The 21,596-nt window shown below is 64.3% G+C and carries 22 protein-coding genes and 1 pseudogene; 5 read left to right on the plus strand and 18 right to left on the minus strand.

Going from position 1 to position 21,596, the window contains the following annotated elements:
• The 9 genes and pseudogenes from AC1DW9_RS00005 to AC1DW9_RS00045 form a co-directional block, all read right to left on the minus strand.
• Positions 1-131, minus strand: a pseudogene (locus AC1DW9_RS00005) (IS110 family transposase); the annotation flags it as partial.
• A gap of 246 nt (positions 132-377) precedes the next feature.
• The gene (locus AC1DW9_RS00010) at positions 378-2,447 is read right to left on the minus strand and encodes a M3 family metallopeptidase (RefSeq protein WP_476775134.1); all 2,070 of its coding nucleotides are present in this window, start codon (positions 2,445-2,447) and stop codon (positions 378-380) included.
• A gap of 30 nt (positions 2,448-2,477) precedes the next feature.
• Positions 2,478-3,197, minus strand: coding sequence for an NUDIX hydrolase (locus tag AC1DW9_RS00015; RefSeq protein WP_441489240.1), 720 nt, complete (start codon positions 3,195-3,197; stop codon positions 2,478-2,480).
• Positions 3,198-3,210: 13 nt separating this feature from the next.
• Positions 3,211-4,110 (minus strand): PhzF family phenazine biosynthesis protein, encoded by a 900-nt coding sequence (locus AC1DW9_RS00020; RefSeq protein WP_441489241.1) that lies wholly within the window; start codon positions 4,108-4,110, stop codon positions 3,211-3,213.
• A complete protein-coding gene (locus AC1DW9_RS00025) occupies positions 4,107-5,237 on the minus strand; it encodes an endonuclease/exonuclease/phosphatase family protein (RefSeq protein ID WP_441508438.1) in 1,131 nt (376 codons plus the stop codon). The genes AC1DW9_RS00020 and AC1DW9_RS00025 overlap by 4 nt, the downstream gene beginning before the upstream one ends.
• A gap of 17 nt (positions 5,238-5,254) precedes the next feature.
• The gene (gene pdxY, locus AC1DW9_RS00030) at positions 5,255-6,103 is read right to left on the minus strand and encodes a pyridoxal kinase PdxY (RefSeq protein ID WP_441508439.1); all 849 of its coding nucleotides are present in this window, start codon (positions 6,101-6,103) and stop codon (positions 5,255-5,257) included.
• A 101-nt stretch (positions 6,104-6,204) separates the two neighbouring features.
• Entirely contained in the window at positions 6,205-6,612 is a 408-nt protein-coding gene (locus AC1DW9_RS00035) for a nuclear transport factor 2 family protein (protein ID WP_441508440.1), read from the minus strand.
• Positions 6,613-6,670: 58 nt separating this feature from the next.
• Positions 6,671-7,702 carry an ABC transporter substrate-binding protein gene (locus AC1DW9_RS00040; RefSeq protein ID WP_069879884.1) on the minus strand — a complete coding sequence of 344 codons (1,032 nt, stop codon included), beginning with the start codon at positions 7,700-7,702 and terminating at the stop codon, positions 6,671-6,673.
• Positions 7,703-7,870: 168 nt separating this feature from the next.
• Positions 7,871-8,839 carry a carbon-nitrogen hydrolase family protein gene (locus tag AC1DW9_RS00045; RefSeq protein ID WP_441508441.1) on the minus strand — a complete coding sequence of 323 codons (969 nt, stop codon included), beginning with the start codon at positions 8,837-8,839 and terminating at the stop codon, positions 7,871-7,873.
• Between the two features lie 93 nt (positions 8,840-8,932).
• Here AC1DW9_RS00045 and AC1DW9_RS00050 point away from each other — a divergent pair, with 93 nt between their 5' ends.
• A complete protein-coding gene (locus tag AC1DW9_RS00050; protein ID WP_441489246.1) occupies positions 8,933-9,850 on the plus strand; it encodes a LysR family transcriptional regulator in 918 nt (305 codons plus the stop codon).
• 116 nt (positions 9,851-9,966) lie between these two features.
• Here AC1DW9_RS00050 and AC1DW9_RS00055 read toward each other — a convergent pair whose 3' ends face one another.
• Positions 9,967-10,758 (minus strand): ABC transporter permease, encoded by a 792-nt coding sequence (locus AC1DW9_RS00055; RefSeq protein WP_441489247.1) that lies wholly within the window; start codon positions 10,756-10,758, stop codon positions 9,967-9,969.
• Positions 10,755-11,639, minus strand: a complete 885-nt coding sequence (locus AC1DW9_RS00060; RefSeq protein WP_441489248.1) for an ABC transporter ATP-binding protein — start codon at positions 11,637-11,639, stop codon at positions 10,755-10,757. The genes AC1DW9_RS00055 and AC1DW9_RS00060 overlap by 4 nt, the downstream gene beginning before the upstream one ends.
• Positions 11,640-11,836: 197 nt before the next feature.
• On the opposite strand from AC1DW9_RS00060, the gene AC1DW9_RS00065 reads away from it, so the two are divergent.
• Together AC1DW9_RS00065 and AC1DW9_RS00070 are read left to right on the plus strand one after the other, a co-directional pair.
• Positions 11,837-12,361 carry a DedA family protein gene (locus AC1DW9_RS00065; protein ID WP_441508442.1) on the plus strand — a complete coding sequence of 175 codons (525 nt, stop codon included), beginning with the start codon at positions 11,837-11,839 and terminating at the stop codon, positions 12,359-12,361.
• A gap of 211 nt (positions 12,362-12,572) precedes the next feature.
• On the plus strand, positions 12,573-12,947 hold the full coding sequence (locus AC1DW9_RS00070) for a ComEA family DNA-binding protein (protein ID WP_441508443.1): 375 nt from the start codon (positions 12,573-12,575) through the stop codon (positions 12,945-12,947).
• Positions 12,948-13,363: 416 nt separating this feature from the next.
• Here AC1DW9_RS00070 and ilvC read toward each other — a convergent pair whose 3' ends face one another.
• Together ilvC and AC1DW9_RS00080 are read right to left on the minus strand one after the other, a co-directional pair.
• Complete coding sequence (gene ilvC / locus AC1DW9_RS00075; protein ID WP_043237478.1) at positions 13,364-14,383, minus strand: ketol-acid reductoisomerase; 1,020 nt, start codon at positions 14,381-14,383, stop codon at positions 13,364-13,366.
• A gap of 21 nt (positions 14,384-14,404) precedes the next feature.
• On the minus strand, positions 14,405-15,061 hold the full coding sequence (locus AC1DW9_RS00080; protein WP_441508444.1) for a TetR/AcrR family transcriptional regulator C-terminal domain-containing protein: 657 nt from the start codon (positions 15,059-15,061) through the stop codon (positions 14,405-14,407).
• A gap of 200 nt (positions 15,062-15,261) precedes the next feature.
• Between AC1DW9_RS00080 and AC1DW9_RS00085 the strand changes: the two genes are divergently transcribed.
• Positions 15,262-15,807, plus strand: a complete 546-nt coding sequence (locus AC1DW9_RS00085) for a DUF924 family protein (protein WP_441508445.1) — start codon at positions 15,262-15,264, stop codon at positions 15,805-15,807.
• Positions 15,808-15,822: 15 nt separating this feature from the next.
• Here the strand turns inward: AC1DW9_RS00085 and AC1DW9_RS00090 are convergent, their stop codons facing one another.
• The 5 genes from AC1DW9_RS00090 to AC1DW9_RS00110 are packed head-to-tail and all read right to left on the minus strand — an operon-like array spanning position 15,823 to position 19,815.
• The gene (locus AC1DW9_RS00090) at positions 15,823-16,044 is read right to left on the minus strand and encodes a hypothetical protein (RefSeq protein ID WP_441508446.1); all 222 of its coding nucleotides are present in this window, start codon (positions 16,042-16,044) and stop codon (positions 15,823-15,825) included.
• Between the two features lie 9 nt (positions 16,045-16,053).
• Complete coding sequence (ilvN, locus tag AC1DW9_RS00095) at positions 16,054-16,596, minus strand: acetolactate synthase small subunit (protein ID WP_069879874.1); 543 nt, start codon at positions 16,594-16,596, stop codon at positions 16,054-16,056.
• 34 nt (positions 16,597-16,630) lie between these two features.
• Positions 16,631-17,320: a glutathione S-transferase family protein gene (locus AC1DW9_RS00100; RefSeq protein WP_441508447.1), complete on the minus strand. Its 690-nt coding sequence runs from the start codon at positions 17,318-17,320 to the stop codon at positions 16,631-16,633.
• Positions 17,317-18,024: an aspartate/glutamate racemase family protein gene (locus tag AC1DW9_RS00105; protein ID WP_441508448.1), complete on the minus strand. Its 708-nt coding sequence runs from the start codon at positions 18,022-18,024 to the stop codon at positions 17,317-17,319. Before AC1DW9_RS00105 ends, AC1DW9_RS00100 begins: the two co-directional genes overlap by 4 nt.
• Positions 18,025-18,054: 30 nt before the next feature.
• The gene (locus AC1DW9_RS00110; RefSeq protein WP_069879871.1) at positions 18,055-19,815 is read right to left on the minus strand and encodes an acetolactate synthase 3 large subunit; all 1,761 of its coding nucleotides are present in this window, start codon (positions 19,813-19,815) and stop codon (positions 18,055-18,057) included.
• A 318-nt stretch (positions 19,816-20,133) separates the two neighbouring features.
• Here AC1DW9_RS00110 and AC1DW9_RS00115 point away from each other — a divergent pair, with 318 nt between their 5' ends.
• Entirely contained in the window at positions 20,134-21,594 is a 1,461-nt protein-coding gene (locus AC1DW9_RS00115; RefSeq protein ID WP_441508449.1) for a GGDEF domain-containing protein, read from the plus strand.
• Positions 21,595-21,596: the final 2 nt, after the last annotated feature.

Raw genomic sequence — 21,596 nt, forward strand, 5'->3', positions numbered from 1 at the left:
TCGGCGAAAAACTCAACAAGCGCCTCGGGCTCGCTGGCGACCTTGATCTCGCGGGCGATCTTACCCGTCGCATCGACCACGCACACGCTGCTCTCTGTCAGAGAGACATCGATTCCAGCATAATGCTCCACGGCTGTTCCTCTCATGATGCTTGAGGCCGATCGCTCGGACCTCGTTTTCAACACCATCATTCTGAGGGACAGCCACCCAAAATGGCTATTCGAAGCGCCGGCCCATTACGGCATCTAGTCTAGTCTGCAGCACGCGTCGTGGTCGGGCTTGTCCCGACCACCTGTACTTCCGTCCAAGCTCCACGCTTCGCCCCCGACGGTTCAAGACGTGGATGGCCCGCGTGACAGGGAGAGCCTGCGCTTCGCCTACGCCGCCAGGCCTCGCTTCTCCAGCAGCGCATCGGGCGTGGGCAGCCTGCCCCTGAAGAGCGTGTAGGCCTCTGCCGGATCACGCGTATCGCCCGCCGAATAGATGAAACGCTTCAGCTTGGCGGCGACATCGGCAGCGAAGACGTCTCCAGCCTCGATGAAGGCATTGAAGGCGTCGGCATCCATCACCTCGGACCAGAGATAGCTGTAATAGCCGGCCGAATAGCCGTCGCCCGAGAAGACATGGGTGAAATGCGGCGTGCGGTGACGCATGATGATCTCGGCCGGCATGCCGATACGCTCCAGCTCTGCCGCCTCGAAGGCAAGCGGATCGACCGTTGCTGGATCCTTCAGCGAATGGAAGGCGAGGTCGACCAGCGCCGAGGAGGTGTATTCCACCGTCGCAAAGCCCTGATTGAAGGTCTGCGCCTTCTTGATCTTGTCGATCAGCCCCTCGGGGATCGGCTCGCCGGTCTCGGCATGCAAGCAATAGGCCTGCATCACCTCGCGCGTCAGGAACCAGTGCTCGTAAAGCTGGGAGGGCAACTCGACGAAATCGCGCGAGACCGAGGTGCCGGCGAGCGAGCCATAGGTCACGTCGGACAACAGCCCATGCAGGGCGTGGCCGAATTCATGGAACAGGGTGCGCGCATCGTCGATCGAAAGCAGCGCCGGCTTTCCGGCTGCGGGTTTCGCGAAATTGCAGACATTGACGATGATCGGGCGAACCTCGCCGCCGAGCTTCCGCTGGCCGCGATAGGCGCTCATCCAGGCGCCCGAACGTTTCGATGCGCGGGCGAAATAATCACCGAGGAAGAGCCCGATATGCCGGCCGCCCACGTCGCGGACCTCAAAGACGCGGACATCGGGATGATAGCCAGCGAGATCGTGCTTCTCCTCGAAGGTCAGGCCGAAGAGCTTGCCCGCGGTGTCGAAGGCTGCAGCGATGATGCGGTCGAGCTGGAGATAAGGCTTCAGCACCGCCTCATCGAGCGCATAGGTCTTCTGGCGCACCTTCTCGGCATAGTGGCGCCAGTCCCACGGTCGGATCGGGCCATTCTCGCCCTCCTCCTGCGCGAGCAGGGCAAGGTCAGCCGCTTCCTTCGCAGCCCGCGCCTTGGCCGGCTTCCAGACCAGTTCGAGCAGCCCCCGGACATTCTCCGGCGTCTTGGCCATGGAATCGTCGAGCTTGAAATGCGCGAAGGTCTCGAAGCCGAGCAGCTTCGCCTTCTCGGCACGCAAAGCCACCATCTCCGCGACGATGGCGCGGTTATCCGTCTCGCCGCCATTCTCGCCGCGCTTGCTCCAGGCCACGAAGGCCTCCTCGCGGAGCTCGCGGCGGGTGGAGAAAGTCAGGAAGGGCTCGATGATCGAACGTGAAAGTGTAACCGCATGCTTGCCATCATGGCCCCGGTCGCCAGCGGCATGGGCCATCGCCGCCCGGAGGAAGGGCGGCACGCCCGCGAGCTTGGCCTCGTCATCGAGGACAAGCGCATAGGAGGCCTCATCCTTGAGCACGTTCTGGCTGAACTGCGTGCCGAGCCCCGCCAGCCGCTCGTTGATCGCGGCAAGGCGTTTCTTTTCCTCGGGACCAAGCTGCGCACCCGAGCGAACGAAGCCGCGATAGGTCCGCGCCAGCAGGCGCTTCTGTTCGGCGTCCAGTCCCAGATTCTCGCGCTTCGCGAAGACCACATCGACGCGGGCGAACAGGGCCGGGTCCATCATGATTGCCGACCAGTGCCGCGAGGTGACCGGTGACATCTCGCGTTCGATCGACTGCAGCGCCTCGTTCGTGTCAGCCCCGGCGAGATTGTAGAAGACACCGCCGACGCGGCTGAGCGCGCGGCCCGACCGTTCCAGCGCTTCGATCACGTTGGCGAATTCAGGCACTGCCGGATCGTCGGAGATCGCCGCGATCTCCGACTTGTGCTTGGCCAGAGCCGCCTCGAATGCCGGCGTGATGTGTTCAGGCTTGATCACCGCGAAGGGTGGCAGGCCGAAGGGTGTCTCCCAGACGGCGGCGAAGGGATTGTCGACGGGTAGCGGCAAGGCTTCTGGCGCGGTCATCTCGTTCCGTTCCGGAAAAACAGGGGAAGGTCAGTCTTGAGCGTAGATATGGGCGAGATAGCGCCGCATGAAGGGCGGCATGTCGAGATGGTCGCTCTCGGCAAGATTGCGCACAATCACGATGTCGGAGAGTTCCGGCTCCGCCTGCTGCTTGATGCGTGACAGCATGATCTCGCGCGCCTCCTCGGCCGACCAGGACAGCGCCACCGGCCGCATGAAGGCGACGCGCCCCGTCAGGATCACCGCCGTCCAGCTTTCATCGACGTCGATTTCGCCCAAGGTCAGTCCGGTCTCCTCACAGAGTTCGCGGGTGACGCTGCCGGCAAGGTCGAGCATGCCGTCGTCCCTGAGATCTTCGCGATCCGGCGTACCGGCGGCGAAATAGACTTTGCCCGCATTGGCGGTGTGGTCGCCCATCACGCCGCAGAGAAAGGCGCCATCCGCCGCCCTCAGGGCCGCCATCGCATAGCCGTTGCGGACCACCGGGCCGGGATGGCCAAGATCGCGCCAGGTCATGAAGGCGGCGTAATCCGTCTCGAAATAGCGTGCGCTGAACACGCCATCCGCGATCGCGCCGCGATGCTGCAGCATGATCCGGCCATTGAACATCGCCGGCTTGCCGGCGCTGATCCTGGCCCAATGCGCGGCAATGGCAGTGTGGTTCTCCCGCGCGAAGACCCAGTCATGCGGCTCGACCACGGCCTCGACCCGCGCAAGCGGAACGATCGTCCCGTCGACAACACCATTCATCATTCGGTCCCACTCACAGCAGCACGCCCTCGCTCACCAGCACAGCTTCGCCGCCAATGCTGGCCGAAACGAGTCCACCGCGCTCGACCCGCAAAGTGAGTTCGATCTGCGACGGCCGTCCCATCTCGTACCCCTGCTCGATGACGAGGCGGTGCTCGCCATCGCCGGGACGATCGAAGGCCATCACAGCGGCGGCGAAGGCGGCAGCTGCGCCACCGGTCGCGGGGTCTTCGCCGATGCCCATCCCTGGCGCGAACATGCGGGCATGGAAGTGATGGCCCGCATCGCGGGTCTGCCGACAATAGACGAAGGCGTTGGGATGCTCGGCCGGCTTCATCACCGTATTCCACCGCATCATGTCGAGCGTGATGCGGCCCATCGCCTCGAGGCTCGCCACCGGAACCAGCGTAAAGCCGACTCCACCGGAGAATACGCCTGGCTCATGGGCATCGAAGCCGATCTCGGCAGGATCGAGCCCGAGCGCAGTTGCAAGCTCCACTGGCGATGCCGCTTCTCCGATCCGCTCCGGCAAGCGCGGCAAGGTGAAGGTCGCCCTGCCCTGATCATTCCCGACCGAGACGTCGCAGGAGACGGCACCGATCCGCTCCTCCAGGACGAGCTTGTCGTTTTCCCTGCCCGCCTGGGCATCGTGGAGAGCGAGCAGGATGGCTGTGCCGACGGTTGGATGGCCGGCGAATGGCAGCTCCCGGCCCGGCGTGAAAATCCGAATGGCGGCACGGTTGGCCGGGTGGGCGGGCGGCGCGACGAAGACCGTCTCGGACAGGTTGAATTCGCGCGTGATCGCCTGCATCGCCTCGGTGTCGAGGCCCTCTGCGTCCAGCACCACCGCCAAAGGGTTGCCGGCGTGACGTGCCCCGGTGAAGACATCGAGCGTGACGAAGCGGCGTTTCACGGCAACCCTCCCTTGGTGGCAGGCACGACCAGATCGATGGTCAGCGGGCAATGATCCGACGCCTTTGGCCTGTCCCAGCCGACGCGCGGATAGCGGTCGCTGCAGGTCGCCAGCCGCGCCATCGAACGATCGGGCTCGCGCGGATCGAGCGGCACGCGATAGGGCAAACCTCGCCGGATCATCTGCATGGCCGGATTGGGGTTCGCAGCCGCCAGCGCCGGCGACAGCAGGATATGGTCCAGCGGCATATGGCTATCGATGAGCCGCTGTTCGGCCTCCGACCAGTAGCGCCGGAAATGCGTCCAGCGCTCATGCTGGAGCAGATGCATGATCGGGTCGACAGCGAAATCCTCGAGCAACGGCTCGATGCCGCTATCCCCTTCGTCGACCAACTCGCCAAGTGGGCCAAGGCCATGGCGATAACCGTTGAGATCACCCAGCACGATCCAGTTGGCTTCGCGCCAAGACGCCCCGAACCAGGTCTTGACGATGTGCCTGACGGCCAGGGCCTCCGCCCGCCGGATCGGCAGGGTCTCCTGCCGGCCATCGTCGCGGCCGTTGTTCATCGACTTGAAATGGCAACCGAAGAGCGTCAGCGAACGGTCACCGAAGCTCAGCTCGACAGCGAGGCAATCGCGGGCAAAGACCCTGTCGCCCGGCCTGATGCCGAACCGCGCGAGCGAAGGATCATAAGCGCCGGCCTGGCCGAAGCTGAGGTCCTTGTGCGAGACGACACGGACCGCCTGGGGCGCCAGCAGATCGCGCCGGGCGCCAAAGCCGATATCGATGTCGCGCCTGTCATTGCCGTCGATCAGGGCGAAATGGCCGTAGCGGTAATCGGCGATGCGATGGACGTAATTGGCAAAGAACGCCTGCAGGCTCGCGAGCGAATCCACTTCCTGCAGCATCCAGATATCGGCTTGCGCCTCGGCGATGGCGAGCGCCGTCATCTGGCGCTTGTCGTCCTCAAGCGCCACCGCGAGCGAGCGCTCGACGGCATCGCGCTGGTCGGCGCGCGGAAAATGAAACAGCGACATCGCCGCAGAGGTGTCGATGCGTCCGCCATTCTCGAAGCGGTGGCGCGTCAGCAGGTTTTCGACATTGAAGGTGCCGACGCGCAGTTTCATCGAATTCAGCCTGCGGCTCAGATCGCTTCGGGCGTGAAGAGCTGCGAAGGCGTCACGAACTCGTCCTGCGCGGCGACCGTCAGGATCTCGCGCGAGCCGGCCTCCTTCGTCCGCTTCAGCAGGCCGTAGATCGAGGACGAGGCCTTGCTGAGGGCAGCGGCAGCCGATCCCTCGCGCATGTAGTGGACAAAGAAGAGGGCGGCGATCGCATCGCCCGCACCGTTGACGCTGATATCGATCTTCGGCGTGCGCACCCGGAAGGCGCCCTTGGCGTCGGCCGCCATCAGGTCGATCGCGTCCGCCGGCGTTTCTTCCGTGACCAGCGATGTCACCAGCACGACTTTCGGGCCGGCATCGCGCAGCGTTTCGACGGCGCGGTGCGCGTCGGCGATGGTCTTCACCTCGATATCCGTCAGGAGTTCGAGCTCGAACTGGTTCGGCGTGACGATATCGGCAGCCGGCACCGCCTGTTCGCGCATGAATTCGGGAATGCCCGGCCGCACGAAAATGCCGCGCCCGACATCGCCGATCACCGGATCGCAGCAATAGAGCGCATCGGGATTGGCCGCGCGGACACGTTCGACGGCAGACAGGATGGCGTGGCCGATATCGGCCGATCCCATATAGCCGGAGAGCACGCCGTCGCAGCCCGGCAGCACCCCACGTTCGGCAATGCCTCCCATCACCTCGTCGATCATGCCGCCCTCGAAGACCCGGCCCTTCCAGTCCCCGTAGCCCGTGTGATTCGAGAATTGCACGGTATGGATCGGCCAGACCTCGACCCCAAGTCGCTGCATCGGGAAAACGGCGGAGGCGTTGCCGACATGGCCAAAAGCGACATGGGACTGGATCGAGAGGATGTTCATGGCGCGCAGCATAAGCCTTCAACGAAACGACGCGGCGAACCTAGCGGTTGCCGCGCCGGGAGCAAATCGAAAGCGTTGATGCAGGCGATGACAAACGGCGATCAGGCAGAGCCGAGACGCATCACGCTGGCCGTGTCGGTGAACTGCGTCAGGCTTCGCACCTTGCCGTCTTCCACAGTGACCAGATCGACCGCCTCGAAGCTCTGGGTACGACCGGTCGGCACATGGGTGACATCGGCGCTCCAGTGAAACGAGGCGCGAGCGCCTTCGACGAGCAGCCCCAGCGTCCTGAACTTCGAAAAGGCGAACGTGCCGATCAGCCCGGCCATCTGCTCCCGAACCGCGGCACAGCCCGTCTGGGGGCTGCACATGGGCCCGAGATCCTCCGCTCCCATGAAATGGAACCGGCAATCGGGATGGAAGAAGGCCATCACTCCATCAAGATCCCCCTGCACACGCGCCTCATAGGCGCTCAGGAGCAAGGTCTCGATCGCAGCGCGCTCGGTCATCTCGGCTCTCCCAATGGAAGAGCCGAGTTTGACCGGCCTGCAGAAAGGAGTCGAGAGACTACGATCCGGCGGCGGCCTTCTTCGCGAAGCTGTCGATGAAGGTCTTGTTCAGGTCGACATTCGAGGTCGCAAGCTCAGGATCGAGCAGTTTCAGCGAGTCATACATGCTCTTCATCGCATCTGGCGTGGAAATGCCGGTGCGCGAATAACTTTCCTGCGAATTCTTGACGGCGCGCAGATAGAGCGGCTTGTCGCCGAGATGGTATTCGGCGGGGACGAGATCGGCGACATCCTCGGGCTTGGCCGTCTCCAGCCATTTCAGGGACTTGACCAGCGCGTTGACGAGTTTCTGCGTCGTGACCGGGTTCTTCTCGGCGAAATCATTCTTGAGATAGAGCACGGCAGCAGGGTTTGAACCGCCGAACAGCGCCTTGGTGCCGGCCTCGGTGCGGGTGTCGATCAGCGCCACGACATCGCCATCCGCTTCGAGCTTCGAGGTCACGGGATCGAGATGCGAGATGATGTCGACCTGGCCTTGCTTGATCGCGGCAACGGCGCTGGCGCCGGCACCGACACCGATGATCGGCGCGTCGGTCGCCTTCAGGCCGGCCTTGACCATGGCATATTGCGCGGTCAGCGAGGTCGAGGAGCCGGGCGCGGTGACGCCGATCTTCAAGCCCTTGAAATCGGCCGCGGATTTGACCTTGTCGGCAAGCTCCTTGCGCACGGCGATGGTGATCGCCGGGAAACGCCCGAGCTCAACCACGGCGCGGATGTCCTGCCCCTTGGCCTGCATCCGGATGGTATGCTCATAGGCGCCGGTCACGACATCGACCGAGCCGCCGACGAGGGCCTGCAACGACTTCGCGCCACCGCCGAAATCGTTGATCGTGACGTCGAGCCCCTGCTCCTTGAAGAAGCCCTTCTTCTCCGCGACCGTCAGCGGAAGATAATAGAGCAGCTGCTTGCCGCCGACGCCGAGCGTGACATTCGGCTTCTCGGCCGTCTGGGCCTGTGCGCCAAACGGCACGAAGCCGAGAGAGGTGGACAAGGCGAGCGCGGCCAGCGCGCCGCGACGGGTGAAGCTCATCGAATTTCCTCCTGATGGGATCGGTTTGCGCTTCTGAACTGGCGCAGTCGGCCCCGACGATAGGCGAGATTGCCCGGCACGGGCAACCTTCGCCTCCCCGATCAGCCCGAGGCCCGGAGCGCAACTTTCGTCTGAGTCCCCCAGGCGAACGCCGGTGAGCCCGCGTCGCTATAGCGTCCCCTCGCCCCGGAAGGACGCAACGCCCTGCCGGGTCCGGTTGACGATGAGGCGTGTCACATCCGGGCGGGCATAGTGTCCGGCCTGATCGAAATTCTGGCGCTCGCGCCTGACCTCGCGATGATCAAGCGTCGCAACGAGAAGCTCCTCGCGCCCCGTCACGGGCTCGATCACCCATTTGCCGTCAGGGCCGGCGATGCCGGAGCCGCCATCAGCGAGGATCTCGGGGCAGGTTTCCAGCATGGCAGCAGCAGGACTGCCGGCCGGCACATCCTGCTTGCGCATCAGTCCCGAGACCGCCAGCACGTAGCTGCGCCCCTCGCGCGCCAGGAAGCAGGTCGTATCCACCGTGTTGCGGAGGTTCCCCGGCCAAAGCGCCACATGCAGATTCTCACCCTGCGCGTACAGCGCTGCTCGCGACAGCGGCATCCAGTTCTCGAAGCAGTTCAGCCCGCCAACCGTGAAGGCCCCGACACGGTGCACCTGAAGACCATGTCCGTCGCCCGGCGCCCAGCTCAGCCTCTCTTCATAGGTCGGCATCAGCTTGCGATGCACCGACGCGATCATGCCATCCGCACCGATATGCACGCGCGAGCAATAGACGCTGTGCCCGCCGCGATCTGCCGGCCGCTCGATGATGCCGAGCATGACGGCGATGCCGCCGCGCTGCGCCGCAGCGCAGACCGCAGCCAGATGGCCGGCCTCGATCTGAACGGCCTGATCCAGATAATGCGCGTGAATCTCCTTCTGCAGCGACGATTCAAAGCGCGCCCCGTCGGTATGTTCGATCCAGAAGGGATAACCCGGCACCAGCGCCTCCCCGAACGCGACGAAGCCGCACCCTGCCGCGGCGGCGCGCGCTATCCAGTCGGCCACCTTCCCCAGTGTGGCATCGCGATCGAGCCATACCGGAGCGATCTGGGCGAGGCCCACGGTCAATCTGTCTGATACGGCGGTCATCGAGCCCCATCCCTGGCCTTGAGTGTGTTGCGRTGGCCGGGTTAAGGACGCGGACAAGATCAGTCCAATTAATCCTTGGAATACCCCTCGATCATGCCACCTAATGTCACTCTGGTGCAGCTGCGTTGTTTCGCCGGCGTCGTCGAACATGGCGGCTTCACGGTGGCGGCCGACCGCCTCTGCCTGTCGCAGTCAGCCGTGAGCCAGGCGGTCGCGGGGCTGGAACGGACGTTGGACGCCGCCTTGCTGCTGCGCGGCCGCGATGGATTGGTGCTGACGGCAGCCGGCGAAGCGGCCCTTGTCGAGACGCGTGCGGTACTCGCGGCCGTCGAACGGCTCGGCACTTGCAGCGGACTTGCCGGCAAGTTGAGCGGCACCTTGCGGATCGGCGTCGTACAGAGCGCAGCCATCCGGCTGCTGCCCGCATGGCTGCGGCGCCTGCGCACCGAGCATCCCGGCATCACGGTGAGCTTGTATGAAGGGACGGATCCGGAGGTCACCGCCTGGATCCAGGCCGGCGTGGTCGAGATCGGCATCACCAGCCGCACCCATCCCGAACTGGCAGCCCGCCCGGTCTATTCCGACGACTACCTCGTCGTTGTTCCCGCCGACCACGAGCTTGCATCCCGGGCCTCGCTCCCGCTCGCTGCCCTGGACGGGCAACGCATGCTGCTCTCGGGAGGCGGCTGCGAAACGCTCATCCAGGAACTCCTGACAGCAGCAGCCAGCCATCCCGAGATCGCCTGCCTCGTGCGCGACAACGCGACCTTGCTCAGCATGGTGCGTGAAGGGCTCGGCCTGACGATCATGCCCGAGCTGGCCCTCGACGACAGCCGCGGCGTGGTTGGGATCCCCCTCCGCCCGAACCTCCGTCGCACCTTGCACGCCGTATCGCCGCCCGCGGAGACGCTTCGCCCGGTCGCGACAGCCTTCCTGACCCTGATCGAAAACGGCGCCGCTGTCGGGCTCAAGGCTCGTCAGCAGCGCCCCAAGACAGCAAGCGCGGGGTGAACCGGCAGCGCCAGCCTAAAGCATCGGCCCGAAAAGTGGATTGCGGTTTTCGGGAAGGCCGATGCAAATACAGATGAATAGATCATCAGACTGGATACGATATCCGGTCTGATGATCTAAGTCGTCGTGGTCGCGCTCTGTCCGGGCCGCCAGACCAGCAGGCGCTTCTCGACGAAGGTGACAAGCGAATCGATCACGATGACGAAGAGCGCCAGGATCAGCATGCCGGAGAAAACGCCGGTGACATCGAAGACGCTCTCGGCCTCGTGGATCTTGTAGCCGAGACCGGCCGACGAGCCGAGATATTCGCCGACGACCGCACCGACCAGCGCAAAGCCGACAGAGGTGTGCAGCGAGGAGAACATCCAGGTCAGGGCCGACGGCCAGTAGACATGGCGGAAGAGCTGGCGCTCGTTCATGCCGAGCATGCGGGCATTGGCGAGCACCGTCGGCGAGACCTCGCGGACGCCCTGGTAGACGTTGAAGAAGACGATGAAGAAGACCAGCGTGAAGCCGAGCGCCACCTTCGACCAGATGCCGAGGCCGAACCAGAGCGCGAAGATCGGCGCCAGCACCACGCGCGGCAGCGCATTGGCCGCCTTGATATAGGGGTCGAACACCGCCGCCATCAGCTGCCGGCGCGCGAAGGTGAAGCCGAAGAAGACGCCCGCCGCCGAGCCGATGACGAAGGCGAGCACGGTCTCGGTCAGCGTGATGCCGAGATGGAAATAGATGTCGCCGCCAGTGAGCTGAGTCCAGGTCCGACCAAGGACCTGCAGCGGCGTCGAGAAGAAGAACTGGATCGTCTTGGTGTCGCCGAGCAGCGGATAGACGGTGAAGACGTGCCAGATCAGCAGGAACACGACCGCGACGAGAATCTGCAGTGCAAGGAGCGTCAGGCGGTTCACGAGGCGTCTCCCTGCACCAGTTCCTTGCCTTCGCCCATGGCGTAAGCCTTCTGCACCTCGATGCGCAGCGACGACCAGATGTCGCGATGGATCTCGTGGAAGGCCTTTTCCAGCCGGATCTCGGCGATATCGCGCGGGCGCGGCAGGGTGACTCTGTAATCGGCGACGATTCCGGCGGCCGGCCCCGCCGACATCACCACGACGCGGTCGGAGAGCGCGATCGCCTCCTCGAGATCATGGGTGACGAAGATCAACGCCTTTCGATCCTTCGACCAGAGATCCAGCAGCAAGTTGCCCATGATCTGCCGGGTCTGCGCATCGAGCGGTCCGAACGGCTCGTCCATCAGCAAAATCTCGGGATTGCGGATCAGCATCTGCGCGAGGCTGACGCGCTTGCGCTGGCCACCCGAGAGCATATGCGGATACCGATCGACGAAGGCACGCAGGCCGACACGGCCGAGCCAGTCTCGCGCACGGGCATCGGCCTCCGCAGCCGGCACGCCCATCGGCTCCAGCGCCACGGCGACATTCTGCAGCGCCGTCTTCCACGGCATCAGCGCGTCCTGCTGGAACAGGTAGCCCGCGCGCACATTCAGCCCCGCGAGCGGCTTGCCGAATATCCCGACCTTGCCGGCAGACGGGGTCAGCAGCCCAGCCGCAGCATTGAGCAAGGTCGACTTTCCACAGCCGGTCGGCCCCACGACCGAAACGAACTCCCCGGCCGAGACGGTGAGATCGATGCCGGTCACCGCCTTGTAGCGATGCCCGCCTGCAAGCTGGAAGGTGATGTCGATGCCGCTGAGATTGACAGCTGGCGCGGTATCCGCCCCGGGCACGCCAGCAGGGCCCGCACCAGCGTGCAGGCGGTCTTGAAGCTCCATAAAGCGTTCCCCAACGGCCTGCTGCGCCAAGCGCCTGGCCGAATATCGCGTTCGTTTGGCGAAACTCTAGGTGATCGCCTCCGGAAGGCAACCCAACCTTGGTCTTGTCCGGCAGATTCGCCGCAGCGCGCAGCTGTTGCATCCACGGCCCGAGGCAGCGATAAGCCAGCGCCTTGGCCTGAAAGATCTCGACCCTCATGCAGCAACTCGAAAGCCTGATGCAGGGACTCGTCGAGTTCATGCGCACCAACCAGCAATGGGCGATCCCGATCGTCTTTCTGGTGGCCTTCGCCGAATGTGTGGCGGTGCTGTCCTGGCTCGTACCCGCCACGGTGTTCTTCACCGCCTTCGGCGCGGCGGCGGGAGCCTCCGGTCTCGACCTGGTTCCGCTGGCTTTCGCGGCCTCGCTCGGCGCGGGTTGCGGCTTCTGGATCTCCTATTGGGCCGGCATCGTGCTCGGCCCGCGCATCGGAGAAACCTGGCCGCTCAAGAAGAACCCTGAACTGCTCGAGAAGGGACATGCCTTCTTCGAGAAATGGGGCATCTTCAGCATTCTCATTGGCCACTTCTTCGGGCCGCTGCGGGCGGTCATCGCCATCGTCGCCGGCATCGTGAAGATGCCGTTCCTGCCGTTCCAGCTCGCCAACTGGGCCGCGTCTTTCGCATGGGGCTTTGGCCTGCTCTATGGTGCCGGACGGCTGGCCGAGTTCGTCACGCGCTGATCCCGAAAACCGTCCGAACACTGAACGGCGCATTCAGGGCGGGTTCAGGCCAGAAGGCGCGAATTGACGGCGTTGCGTCGCGATATCGCCACTCACCAGTGCGGATCTGACGCGGCACGCCGAACGGCTCCAGGCTGCCGGCGTTGTCGAGGCGGGCGACCCGGCGCCTGTCCGATGCTACCCTCCCGGGGCAGGACTATGGAGTCCAACCATGAGCCTTTCGCGCATCATCTCGCCGATCGTCGCCCTCGCGCTGACCGCCGGCTTCGCCTTCGCACAACAGCCCGCCACGCAGCCGAGCGCCCCCGCACGTGCCCCGGCCCCAGTCACGACGCCCGCAGCGCCCGCCGCTGGCACAGCCGCCAAGCCTGCACAGCCCGCAGCCGCCGCTCAGGTCAAGAAGATCAACATCAACACCGCGACCGCCGCCGAACTCGACAGTCTCAAGGGCATCGGCGAAGCGCGCTCCAAGAAAATCATCGAGGAGCGCTCCAAGGCGAAGTTCAAAGACTTCAATGATCTCGTGAAGCGCAGCGTCCTGCCCTCGAATGTCGAGTCCGACATCAAGGACAAGATCACCTTCTGACCCCGCTATCCCTGCGAGGAGAAAGGCCTCCGGCGCAAAACGCCGGAGGCCTTTTCCGTTTTCGATGGTACCGCGTTCTTCGCCAAATCCTGCCGTCTGACGCAAACGCCCTTCAGTATCCGAAAAGTCCGAACACCGCGGCGAATACGATCACGAGCGACACTGCAAGCAAGGCCCGCGCACAGATAGGGCTGTCAATGACACTGTTCAGATTCATCGTCCTCATGGCCGCCTCCACGTACGACTGCCTCGACGAACGCATCGGACTGGAACCGGTTCCACGCCCGGAAAGGCGAGAGGGCGGACACATTACTGCATCCGCCCTCTCGGAATCAATGATTTGTTAACCCTCTCAGGCGCTTGGCGAGCGGTATTGCAGCGGCTCGCCAAGTCCGTGAGTCAGAGCCTGAGCCCGATCAGTTCTTGGTCTTGTCGACCAGCGCCTTGGCCTTGATCCAGGGCATCATGTCGCGCAGCTTGGCGCCGACTTCCTCGATCGGGTGCGCGGCCATACGGGCACGGGTGGCCTTGAACGAGGTCTGGTTGACCTTGTTCTCGAGCATCCAGTCGCGGGTGAACTTGCCCGACTGGATGTCGGTCAGCACGCGCTTCATCTCGGCCTTGGTCTCGGCGGTGATGATGCGCGGGCCGGTGACATACTCGCCGAACTCGGCGGTGTTCGAGATCGAATAGTTCATGTTGGCAATGCCGCCCTCATAGATGAGGTCGACGATCAGCTTTACTTCATGCAGGCACTCGAAATAGGCCATCTCGGGTGCATAGCCGGCCTCGGTCAGGGTCTCGTAGCCAGCCTTGATCAGCTCGACCAGGCCGCCGCAGAGCACGACCTGCTCGCCGAAGAGGTCGGTCTCGCACTCTTCCTTGAAGGTGGTCTCGATGATGCCGGCGCGACCGCCGCCATTGGCCGAAGCGTAAGACAGGCCGAGATCATGGGCGTTGCCGGTGGCGTCCTGGTGGATCGCGATCAGGGTCGGCACGCCGCCGCCGCGCTGATACTCCGAGCGCACGGTGTGGCCGGGGCCCTTCGGCGCGACCATCAGCACGTCGAGGTCCTTGCGCGGCTCGATCAGGTTGAAATGCACGTTGAGGCCGTGCGCGAAGAGCAGCGCGGCGCCTTCCTTCATGTTGCCATGCAGTTCGTCACGATAGATGTCGCCCTGCAGCTCGTCAGGGGTCAGCATCATCATGATGTCGGCGGTCTTGGCGGCCTCGGCCGGGGTCATGACCTTGAAGCCTGCTTCCTCGGCCTTCTTGCGGGTGGCCGAGCCGGCCTTCAGGGCGATGATCACGTCCTTCACGCCGGAATCGCGCAGGTTGAGCGCGTGGGCATGGCCCTGCGAGCCATAGCCGACGATGCAGACTTTCTTGCCCTTGATCAGATTGATGTCCGCATCGCGGTCGTAATAAACGCGCATAGGTTGCTCCTTGGTCTCGCGTTAGGGTTTTTCTTTGCCCGGAGCGGCTTCAACCGCGCCGTACAGAGTGAGGAATTGATCGGTCGCGCGCGCTGCATCGCGCTCGTTCTCCGCTGGGCTCAGCACGAGCGCATCACCCAGCAGCAGCCTGATCTGCACATCGCGCCCGACAAGGCCGAGGAATGTGCGAAAGGCGGTCTCCGTATCATCGAAAGCCAGGAGCCCCGCCTCACGGCCTGCGGCGAGAACCGGCTTCAGGCGTTCGCCAATGGCGACACGCCCGTTCGCCAGCACGATCCCGCCGAGATTGCCTGCCTTCGATCCCGCCTGGCTGATGGCAATCCGGTTCAGTGCAATCGAGGTGTCGCTGGTGATCACATTAAGCCAGTTCGCGGCAAAACGTATCAGGCTATCGCGCAGCGTCAGGGCATCGAGTTTCTGGCGATCATAATTGCCGGCGCGCACCTTCGAGGCCTGCCACTGCACGGTCGCGGTCAGCAGGCCGTCACGATCGCCGAACCACTTGTAGAGGGTTTCCTTCGAGCAGCTCGCACGCCGGGCGACAGCCGTCATCGTCAGGTGCTCGCCCTTCTCGACCATCAGGCCAAGCACAGCATCCAGCACGGCCTGTTGCCGGGCTGTCAGTCCTTCGCTCGATGTATCTGGAGTGGCGCTCAAGGATCAGTACCGTACGTTACGGTTCGGTCTCTACAGGAAGGTTTTTCTGAGCGCAAGGGCCAGCCTGCGAAGATCCTCGACACGGGCCCGGCCGGGTTTCGCTTCCGCCCGGAATGCGTCAATCTGCGCCGCCATCCGTCCCACCGGTTGGGGCAATTGCGCTTCATGGACAACGCGTTATCCGATCTGGAGATACAAGTATGAGCTTGCCTACGGCCGCCGAGACCGTCGCCTTCTGGCGGCAAGCCGGACCGGATAAGTGGTTCGACAAGGACGACGCCTTCGACCGGGAAATCCGCGATCGCTTTCTCGAGGCCCAGCGCGCCGCCGCGGCGGCCGAGCTCGGCTCTTGGGAAGAGACCCCCGAAGGCGCCTATGGGCTGCTCATCTTGCTGGACCAGTTTCCACGCAACCTGTATCGCGGCTCGCCCGAGGCCTTCGCCAGCGACGATCTCGCTGTCGAGGTCGCCGAGCGCGCCATCGCCCGCGGCTTCGACCAGCACTTCACCAATCCGGAGCGGCGCTTCTTCTACATGCCCTTCATGCATTCCGAAGAGCTGGACCATCAGGAACGCTGCATCGATCTGAGCCGCGCCTCGGGCGATGAGGACAGCACCAAATACGCGATCATCCACCGCGACATCATTCGCGACTTCGGCCGCTTCCCGCATCGCAACGCCATTCTCGGCCGGGACACGACACCCGAAGAGCGCGCATTTCTCGACGCGGGCGGCTTCAGCGGCTGAGGCTGCCGCGGGAGGCTAGCCTCCTCCCGCCTGCTGGCTCGCGATGCGCTGCAGGAAGATCGCCGCAATCGTCAGCAGGAAGCCCGCCCACCACAGCGGCGAACGCAGGCTCTTGCCGCTGCCGGGAGCTTCCGGCGGCGCCTTGCCATTGAGCCGCTGGATGATCGGCCAGGCGAAGCAGCCGAACCCGGCCCCCCCGAGCGCAAGCGCCACCATATTGAGCGAAGCCGCATCCATCGCCCTAGATCACATCGCCTCAGGGCCACGGCTCATCGCCGCGATGCCGGTGCGCGAGACTTCGGTGAGCCCGACCACGGTCATCAGCTTGATGAACCGCTCGATCTCCTCGGTCGAGCCCGTGAGCTCGAAGACGAAGGAGGTCAGGGAGGCATCGAGTGTGCGCGCGCCGAAAGCCGCCGCAAGCCGCATTGCCTCGACCCGATGGTCGCCCTTGCCGACGACCTTGACCAAGGCAAGCTCGCGCTCCAGCGCCTCGCCCTGCAGCGTCAGGTCGACGACCCGGTGCACGGGCACCAGCCGGTCGAGATGTGCCTTGATTTGCTCGATGACGTTGGCGGTGCCCGACGTGACCACGGTGATGCGCGAGATGTGCTTCTCGTGCTCGGTTTCCGAGACGGTGAGGCTCTCGATATTGTAGCCGCGGCCCGAGAACAGCCCGGCGATGCGGGCGAGAACGCCCGGTTCATTGTCGACGATCACCGCCAGCGTGTGGCGGGCGACCGGCTGGATCTTGGGAGCGTTCGGATAATGCGTGGCTGACGTCGGCATCGGACACCTGCAGGAGCTGAAGCGGAATTCGGAACTAGACGTGACGGAGATTGGCGATGGCGGGCTCGTCGACCTCGTCCTGGGTTACGATCCAGGGCTCGGCCAGGGCGGCCTTCAGCCAATCCCGATAGGAGGGATGGTCGAGCACCGCGGCCATATAGGCCGCACTGACCGGGTCGACCGGGATCGAATAGGTATCGAGCCTTGTGACGACGGGCGCATACATGGCATCGGCTGCCGAGAAGCCGCCGAAGAGGAAGGGCCCTCCCTCCGCCTCGCCGAAGCGGGAGCGAGCCTCGCGCCAGAGTGCAGTGATACGGGCGACATCCTTCGCGACGTCGCCCCCGCGATCGCGTGCCGCAAAGCGCTTGCCGAGATTCATCGGACAGGCCCGGCGCAACGCGAAGAAGCCAGCATGCATCTCGCTCGACATGGCACGGGCATGGGCGCGCGCCGCCCGGTCCCTTGGCCAGATCCCGAGATCGGGATAGCTGTCATGCAGGTATTCCATGATCGCGAGCGTCTCCCACGCCGCAATGTCCCCGTCGACCAGCGTTGGCACGGTGCCGCCGCTGCCCGGAGCCTCGGCGAAGATCGCCTCCTTGAAGCCAGGCTCGTCGAGCAGGACGAGCTTCTCATCGAAGGCAATGCCCTTGGCGCGCAGCACGAGCCAGGCCCGCAGCGACCAGGACGAGTAGCACTTGTTTCCGATCAGGAGCTTCATGCCGCCTGGCTCGCCGTTTCCAGGCCGAAATCGAGCGCCGCTTCGACATGCAGCGCCGTCGTGTCGAAGACCGGGATGTCGAAATCCGCTTGCGAGACCAGGAGGGTGATCTCGGTGCAGCCAAGGATCACCCCGTCCGCGCCCTGCTTTACCGCCGCTGCGACGATGTCGAGATAGCGTGCCTTCGAGGCAGGCTCGATCCGACCACGGCAGAGTTCCTCGTAGATGATGCGATGGACATCGTCGCGCTGTTCGGCATCGGGAACCATGGCCTCGACGCCGAACGCAGCGAGGCGCTCGCGATAAAAAGCCTGTTCCATCGTGAAGCGCGTCGCCAGCAATAGCGGCCGCCGCGACGGGCTTTTGCGGATCGCCGTCGCGGTCACGTCGGCCAGATGCAGGAACGGCACGCGAGTCGCAGCCATGATCCGGTCCGCCAGCTTGTGCATGGTATTGGTGCACAGCAGGATACAGTTCACGCCCGCCCGCTCGAGCCGGATGGCGCTGTCGGCCAGGAGATGGCCGGCCGCAGCCCAGTCCCCGCTCGCCTGCATCTCGGCGATCGGCGCGAAATCGAGCGAATGCAGCAGCACATCCGCCGAGTGCAGCCCGCCCCGAAGGGCGCGCACCCGCTCATTGAGCAGCCGGTAATAAACCGCGGTCGATTCCCAGCTCATGCCGCCGATCAGGCCGATCGTGCTCATGCCCGCGCCTCCTCGCCCGCTTGCCGATCGTCAGACAAGCTGCTTGCCCCTGGCATCGATGATATCGCCCGTATTTCCCTCGAAATCGGGCAGGATCATCTCGTTATGGGCCTTGCCCGACGGGATCATCGGGAAGCAGTTCTCTTCCTTCGCAACAAGGCAGTCGAAGATCACCGGCTTTGGCGTATCGATCATCTCGCGGATCGCATCATCGAGCTGGTCCGGATCCGAGCAGCGGATGCCGTGGCCGCCATAGGCTTCCGCGAGCTTCACGAAATCGGGCAACGAAGCCGAATAGCTCTCCGAATAGCGCCCGCCATGCAGCAGTTCCTGCCATTGACGAACCATGCCCATATATTCGTTGTTCAGGATGAAGATCTTGACCGGCAGCCGGTGCTGCACCGCCGTCGACATCTCCTGCATGTTCATCAGGATGGAGGCTTCGCCGGCGATGTCGACGACAAGCGCCTTCGGATGGGCCATCTGCACGCCGATTGCCGCCGGCAGGCCGTAGCCCATGGTGCCGAGTCCGCCGGAGGTCATCCAGCGGTTCGGCTCCTGGAAGTGGAAGTACTGCGCCGCCCACATCTGGTGCTGGCCGACTTCGGTGGTGATGTAGGTGTCGCGGTCCTTGGTCAGCTCATAGAGCCGCTCGATCGCGTATTGCGGCTTGATGACCGCACCGGACTGCTTGTAGCCGAGGCTGTTGCGCGCGCGCCAGCCGCTGATCTGCTCCCACCAGCCCTTCAAGGCCTCCTTGTCGACCTGCGGGCTCGTCTCGCGCCAGATCCGGACCATGTCCTCCAGGACATGGGCGCAATCACCGACGATGCCGATGTCGATCTTGACGTTCTTGTTGATCGAGGACGGGTCGATATCGACATGGATCTTCTTCGAGCGTGGCGAGAAGGCGTCGAGCCGACCGGTGATGCGGTCGTCGAAGCGTGCGCCGATATTGATCATGACGTCGCAGTCATGCATCGCAAGATTGGCTTCGTAGGTGCCGTGCATGCCCAGCATGCCGAGCCACTGCTTGTCGGCCGCCGGGAAAGCGCCCAGCCCCATCAGTGTCGAGGTGACGGGATAGCCGGTCAGCCGCGCCAGTTCGCGCAGCAGCGCCGAGGCGTGCGTGCCGGAATTGATGACGCCGCCGCCAGTGTAGAAGATCGGGCGCTTCGCCTTGGCCATCAGTTCGACTGCGGCCCTGATCTTGTTCAGGTCCCCCTTGACCGTCGGACGGTAGGTCTTGTGCTGGTTGTCGCGCGGGCGGGTGTACTCGCCCTTGGCGAACTGGATGTCCTTCGGAATGTCGACGACGACCGGCCCGGGACGGCCGTTGGCGGCGACATAGAAAGCCTCGTGCAGGATGCGCGGCAGATCCGCGATGCTCTTCACGAGATAATTATGCTTGGTGCAGGAACGCGTGATGCCGACCGTATCGCATTCCTGGAAGGCGTCGGAGCCGATCAGATGCGTCGGGACCTGCCCGGTGATGACGACAACCGGGATCGAGTCGAGCAGCGCGTCGGTCAACCCGGTGACGGCGTTGGTCGCGCCGGGGCCGGAGGTCACCAGGACGCAGCCAACCTTGCCCGAGGAGCGCGCATACCCCTCCGCTGAATGGACGGCACCCTGCTCGTGCCGGACCAGAATGTGCTTCACCTTGTCCTGGAGGAAGAGCGCGTCATAGATCGGCAGCACGGCGCCGCCGGGGTAGCCGAACAGATGTTCGACGCCTTGATCCTGAAGCGCACGGACGACCATTTCCGCGCCGGTCATCATCTCGCTCATGTCGCTCTCCTCGGGGGTCTTCGGGTCAGTTCAGGGAAAATCGGGCAATAAAAAAGGCCCTCGGAGGGGCCTGGGCGTGCGCTGGCGTCAGGGGCCAAGCGGTTTGTTCAACCGCCCCCTACCAGCGCACCCGTACGAGAATAAGCTTGCGCATCGCGCCCGACATCCTTTGCGATAATTGCGGCACGCTAGACGACCGGTTTGGCATGGTCAAGCTGCAAAAACTCATGGCCCTCAGTTCCGAAAATCCCATGACGAAAGGGAACACTTTTTCAAGAACGGCCTTGCTAAGGTCCTTGCGCGCGAAACGGGGCCGCCATGTATCAGGAAGTGCACACCGAAAATATCGTCGAACGCGCCCATGCGCCGGAAGTGGCCGAACTTCTGCAGCGCTTTGCCCTGCATGCCCCTGGCGCAGGCGGCGTCTCCTACGAGGCGCTGCTCAAGGACCTCATGCCCCGCTTCGGCGACGACCTCATGGTGTGTGTCCCGACCGGAGACGGCGACTATCGCTATGAGCATTACGGCCGCGAAATCACACGCTATGTCGGCGGCAGCCGGCAGAGCGAACGCATCTCGCAGATGACCCCTCAGGTCGCCCGGTTCACGATCCAATGCTATGATCAGGCCCTGACGCACGGCAAGCCGATGTATACGGTGCATCGCTCCCTCAAGACCGTCCGGGTGTGCCTGTGGGAGCGACTGGTCCTGCCGACCACCGGCACAAATGGCGATCGCTTCCTTGTCGTCTTCAGCCGGCCGCTGCAATTCCGCGAGGAACTGCTGACCACGGTTCTGGAGACCTCGCCCAGCGGCATTGTCGCATTGCGGGCCGTACGCGACGATGACGGCAATATCGAGCGCACGATCATCATCACCGCCAATCGCCGCGCGGCACTGATGGCGGGCCATCCCGACGAGAACCTGCTCGACACGGACGCCCGCACGAGCCTGCCCTTCCTCTCTGACGCCATGATCTGGCGCCGCTGCCTCTATGCCATCGAGCTGCGCCGCAACGACATCTTCGAATCCAGCTTTACGGTGAATGGCCGTGAGATCTGGCTCCAGCTCGCACTGGCGCCGCTCGGCGACGGGCTGGTGATCACGCTCACCGACATCTCCGAGCTGATGATCGCGAACCTGACGCTGCAGAGCCGGGCCGCAACGCTGGCGCTCGAGATCGGCCGGGAGCGTGCGACCCGACGGGCGCTGTCGCATGAGATCGGCCAGCGCGAGGAACGCGAGCAGGAACTGCGCCGCCTTGCCGAGACAGATCCGCTGACCGCACTCCTGAACCGGCGCTCCTTCATCGAGAAGGCCAATCGCGAGATCCTCGCGTGCGAAACGGACGGTGACGATGCGTCCCTGATCATCGTCGACATCGACCACTTCAAGAGCGTCAACGACACGCATGGCCATGTCGCCGGCGATGCCGTGATCAGGGCCTTCGCCGATCTCCTGCTTGGCCTGGTCAGGCCCGAGCGCGATCTGGTGGGGCGTTTCGGCGGTGAGGAGTTCGCCGTCTTCCTGCCACGCACCGGCTCCGCGGCCGCGATGCGCATCGCCCATCGTATCCAGGATGCGCTGACGATGCGCGAACTGCCGACCTCCGAGACGATGTCCCTGCGTGTCACTGCGAGCCTCGGGGTGGCGACCCGCGAGAGTGCGGAGAGCTTCGCGGAGTTCTTTGCGCGCGCCGACAGCGCCTTGTACCGCGCCAAGCACGAAGGCCGCGACTGCATCCGCTTCGCGGGGGCAGACGTCGCCGAAGCCGCCTGATC

It is taken from the genome of Allobosea sp. P4_E12 (assembly GCF_056401655.1).